Raw genomic sequence first — 4,653 nt, 5'->3', positions numbered from 1 at the left:
GGGGAAAGGCATCGTCTATGTAGAAACGTATGGGCTTTGTAGGTTCGCTACCCTTGCCTTGTGCGTAAGCCTTCGCGTTTTTGGGCGTAAGGTTCCACCGCTGTGCCACAAACGTGGGCTTACTTTTGGCAATGGCATTGCTGAAAGTAAGTTTCGAAACGGCGGCAATGCCCACGCGCGAGTCGGATATGCGCTGGCGCATTTTGCTCTCGGATAGCAAGGAAATGCTGAACGTTGCGCCTACGGTGGTGGGAATTTCGCTAGCCACGGGCAACGACATCAATGTAGCGGTGAGCAGATAATTAAAATCTACTTTCACCGTTACGTTCTGCTCGAAACTTTTGATGGAACGCACAAACGACATCTCGCTCTTGGGAGATGCACTCACAGCGAGGTCGCCCGACTTCTTAGGAATGAGGGGCAACATGGTGTTGGGGCGCGCCAAGAAGTTGGTAGCATCTACCACAACAGCCGAGCTGTCGTTGTTGTATGCCTCCACTTTAAAGCCCATCAAAACAGGGTCGCGGTAGCTAACGTTCAATGCTTGCTGCATTTCTGCACTAGCACTGCCGTCTGAATACACCACGCCGTTTGGCGTTTTCATCACCAAGCTGCTGTCTTGCAATTCAAAGAAAAAGTGTAAGGGCGCAAAGTTCTTCGTTCCCACCGTTATGTAGGTTGGGTCGGTGGTAGACGATACGGCCCCACTCAACAGCATTTCCCTCTGCATCAGCTTTACAGGCACTTCCAAATATAGCTTTCCGTCTACTTTATGTAGGGTAATGAAAGTGCTACGCGCCGTTTCTTTCTTCTTGTCTTTAAATAGTCGGTCGTACTTTGTTTCTTTCTTTGCTTTCTTGTCGTCGGCTTTCTTGTCTTCGGCAAAGGCTTGAAAACCATAGCACAATAGGAATAAGCCAATCCCTATTGTGCGCACCATTGCCTTGATTTCGTTTGTTATCATCGTATAAATATGGGTTGGCGAGGGGGTGCTTTCACACCCCACGCCAACATGCTTTATTTCCTGTAAGTGATGCGCTTGATGGTTCCCGTTATGTTTTTCTTCTGCCAAAGCAGCTTGTTCTCGTTCAGGTCGAAACAATAAATGCTCCCTACAAGACTGCCGCTTGCGGCATTGGTGGCCACGAAGAGCCTATCGCTGCCCTCGGTTATCAACATATCGGCGATGGTTTCGCCCGAATCGCCGAAGGTTGTCAACGCACTGGTGGGGAAATTACCGTTTGAGAGCACGTTGTAAGCATAGAGTTTGTTGCCCGTAGCATAATAAACAAGGTTCTTTTCGGGCGACACCCTTACCACCGAGTTCTTGGTAAATCCCGCACTGGTGGGCACATCGGCGGCGTGTTTCAATGTGGCCGCCTCCACTTTTGTTATATTCGTGGGATAGAAACCTGGCGCAACGTAGTAGCATCTGAATTTTGATGCAGCCTTATTCCACGTCATCAGCACGAGATTGCGCTCGCTATCTACGGCTCCCATGCCGATGAGCGAGTCGCCCGTGAAGGTTCCTTTGAGCAATTGTGCTGGAATTTTGCCCGTGGCCTGCACCTTTTGGGGAACGAGTCGGCCCTCGGCGTTATCGAACAACACGTAACCATGCACGTAACGCAGGTCTTGTTGTTTCCAAGATACAGCGACATCGGCCATCGACATGTCGGTTTTCAGACTGTCTTTAATGAATTTTCCGAGGTCGAAGAGCGACGTTTCGGAAAGTGTTAACCGAGCGGGAACATGCTCTACCATAGCCAACATCGACTTAGGATAGGTCAGCGCACTACGTTTTAGATAAGAAACGTTGCCCGTGGCCGTAGTCTTAAAGCGCGTTGTCATGAGGTTTCCATCCAATTCGTAGATGGTGCTAGGGTTGCCAACTGCCACATAAATCAATGGTGTTTTATTGTCGCGAGCCAGCGCATAGTCTATATCCTTGGGCTCAGAGGTGAAGTTGGCGTTGGGATTGTTCTTTTGAAGTACGTCTAAGTCGAACGATTTGTTGCTCTGTGGTTCGGGTAAATACGACACAATGGCGCGTCCTCCGTGACTGGCCAATATGTAAAGGCCCTCCACGTATGAGTATTGCACGTTCAATTCGAACTCGTAAAACTGTATGTTGTCGCCGTTAGTTACCTTCAATCGGCAAGGAAACACTCCAAATTCTTCGCACACATAGTTGAGTTGGGCATCGGTAGACACCACTTTCCTGTTTATTTCCCACTCGTAGGCCACGTCTTTCTGCGCGTTGGTTTGCACCACTTTGGGCGCAATTTTAAGCGTGTCCCACCTGTCGAGCGTGTATTTCTGTTGCAAATCCTGGCTCAACGACAGCTTAGAAGCGTTGCCCGAAGGCGACGTTGAGTCGTCGGTGATACACGATTGCAAGGACAATACGGCCACCGAAAGTGCCAAGACATGTAGCAAATGTTTCTTTATCATCATTGTTTATTTTTCTGTTAACCATAGATAGGCAAAGGCTGTGGGCTGCACAAGATGCTTTCTACGTGCAGATGCCTTTGCTTGATAATCACAATTCGCCGGGATGGGCCGCAAAATAGGCGATAACTTCTTGCACTCTTTGGTACAGATAGCCCTGCGCTGTGGCATCGGTTCCGGTGAGTATTTGCCTTATCGCATCTTCGTTGCCATCGTAATAAGAGAGCAACTTGCGATACTTGTTCTTGGTGAAAGCACCCAACCCCCAGTAGGTTTCAAGCACTGTCCAGAAGTCGGGCTTAGACAACACGTTGTTAAAGGTTATCTTCACCCTATTGTTTGCCTTGAACCTCACGCCCATTTCGGCTGTGGGAACCAAGTTTAACACAAGATTTATCGAGTCGTTTTTGTCTTCCGAGAGGTTCTCCCTTATCAACTTCACGGGCACATAAGCCCGATGCGAGTTGGGTAAGAAAGCAAGCGTGTCGGCATCGAGCGTGTAATGCTTGCCGCTAACGGCCGTACTGCCCGCGCCAATTTCTACGCGAAAGGCCTGCTTGTCGGCCGATAGGCGACCCGCCAAGTTAACCGGCACGTACACAACGTGCGTTAACGTGTCGAGCGGTTTCACGCCAAAGGAGTAATTCAGCACGCTATCCCCCGGTTCGGCGAAGTAAAAGTATGCCTGATTTCCCGATTGGTAAGTGCCGTCTTCGCTGTATTCGCCCGTATAGTCTACGTTGCTGCAAGCCACCAGTGCGGTTAAGGCCGCGCTGGCCAGCAGTATATGTCTGAATGTCTTTTTCATCTGAGCGTTGTTTTTCTATTGTCCACCATATTCCTTTTCTCTCTCTGGCCAAGGCAACACGAAGATTGCGCTCGACGGTTGGTAAGTGTTGATGCCGCGATAGTCACCGAATGCCTTGTTGTAATGTTTCAAAGCAAAGAACGTTTGTCCTTCGCCAGGCATCTCCCGCATGCGTTCGCGCAGCATTTCCTTGTCGAAAGCGGTGCGGTCGGCAACCTTCGCATCGGCCACCGCTTCAAGACCACGACTGGTTCTCACCACATTTAGCAGGCGCACTGCCTCGGCCTTGTTGTTATCGTAGGTACATTCGCTAAGTATGTAATACATCTCTGGCAAACGTATAAGCGTAAGCCCTTGCAACGGACTGCTGTTTACCTGAGCGTCGCTTTCCAAAAGACGAACGAACGAATAGGTCTTTATTCCGTCGGGGGTGGTGTTCTGTCGATAATATCCCGTATAGCGAAGGTCGGCACTTGTGGCCGAGAAAGCCGACGTTTCGTAGAGTTCTTCCAAGTCGCGACGACCTTCGGTGAATGTTCCGCGCGCCGTTTGCGAAAGGAATGTTGAAGAAATATCGGCCGAAAGCGTGTTGTTGTATAGGCCGAAGATAAGTTCGCCCGTTGCGGGAAAACGTTTCACATCTGCCATCGAGGTAAGCTTTTTAAGCGAGAAATTGCTTGTTGCGGCAATAACCAGCCGTGCATACTTGGCTGCATTGGCCGTATCGCCCATGGCATAGTACACGCGTGCCTTGGTTGCAGCCACGGCATACTTGTTAAAGAACGTGGCACGACCTTTAAGATAGTCGCTCGTTGGAGTCCGTTCCACGCTCACTTCGTTGTCGTCTGCAAGCAAACTCTCCGCCATATCGAGGTCTTTCAATATCGCCTTGAAGGTTTCGTGCAGCGTTAGCAGCGTTTTGTTGTTCAGGTCGAACGTGGTGGCGTAGGGTATGCCGCGCGTTGAGGCGTTACTCCTTTTATAGTCCTCGGCAAACAGTCGCACAAGGTCGAAGTGCAAAAAGGCACGCAAGCCATAACACTCGCCGCGCATAAAGGTTAGTTCCTTGTGATTAAACTGTGGACTCTCGGCATTACGCAGCACATTATTGGCATACGCAATGGTTTGGTATTGGCCTTCCCATATCCCGTCTACAATGGCGCGTACGTCACTGCGCAAGTAGTTGTATTGCGATACGAAGTAGCTTGTTTCCGAAGTATTATCATAACCAAACTGTTGCCCCAACTGGTCTACAAAACCATAACCCAGGTTCTTTCCATAAAGGCTTGTTGCAGCCATACTCCCATACACGCCATACATGGCGTTGCGATAGCCGCGAATGGAGCCGAACTGTTCGCTCTCGTCCACCTCGCCTGCGGGGTGAACGTCTAGGA

Annotated in this window: 4 protein-coding genes; all 4 read right to left on the bottom strand. The window is 50.0% G+C overall.

The features are described 5' to 3' along the window. Positions 1-964, bottom strand: a 964-nt coding sequence (locus BN93_RS13515; RefSeq protein WP_044260863.1) for a DUF5117 domain-containing protein, incomplete at its 3' end; no start/stop codon positions are given. Positions 965-1,017: 53 nt separating this feature from the next. Next, positions 1,018-2,457: a PKD-like domain-containing protein gene (locus tag BN93_RS13510; RefSeq protein ID WP_019188852.1), complete on the bottom strand. Its 1,440-nt coding sequence runs from the start codon at positions 2,455-2,457 to the stop codon at positions 1,018-1,020. Between the two features lie 85 nt (positions 2,458-2,542). Then, on the bottom strand, positions 2,543-3,259 hold the full coding sequence (locus BN93_RS13505; RefSeq protein WP_019188851.1) for a DUF4843 domain-containing protein: 717 nt from the start codon (positions 3,257-3,259) through the stop codon (positions 2,543-2,545). A 15-nt stretch (positions 3,260-3,274) separates the two neighbouring features. After that, positions 3,275-4,653: RagB/SusD family nutrient uptake outer membrane protein (locus tag BN93_RS13500; protein ID WP_019188850.1), on the bottom strand; the 1,379-nt coding region annotated here is incomplete at its 5' end.

The organism is Prevotella conceptionensis 9403948, assembly GCF_000312305.1.
Taxonomy (GTDB): domain Bacteria; phylum Bacteroidota; class Bacteroidia; order Bacteroidales; family Bacteroidaceae; genus Prevotella; species Prevotella conceptionensis.
The sequence above is the reverse complement of the archived record's forward strand: the minus strand, read 5'-3'. Positions and strand labels throughout refer to the sequence as shown.

Bases quoted from the DNA above. Each gene is read 5' to 3' on its own strand.
- BN93_RS13510 (WP_019188852.1), bottom strand. From the start codon at position 2,457: ATGATGATAAAGAAACATTTGCTACATGTCTTGGCACTTTCGGTGGCC.
- BN93_RS13505 (WP_019188851.1), bottom strand. From the start codon at position 3,259: ATGAAAAAGACATTCAGACATATACTGCTGGCCAGCGCGGCCTTAACC.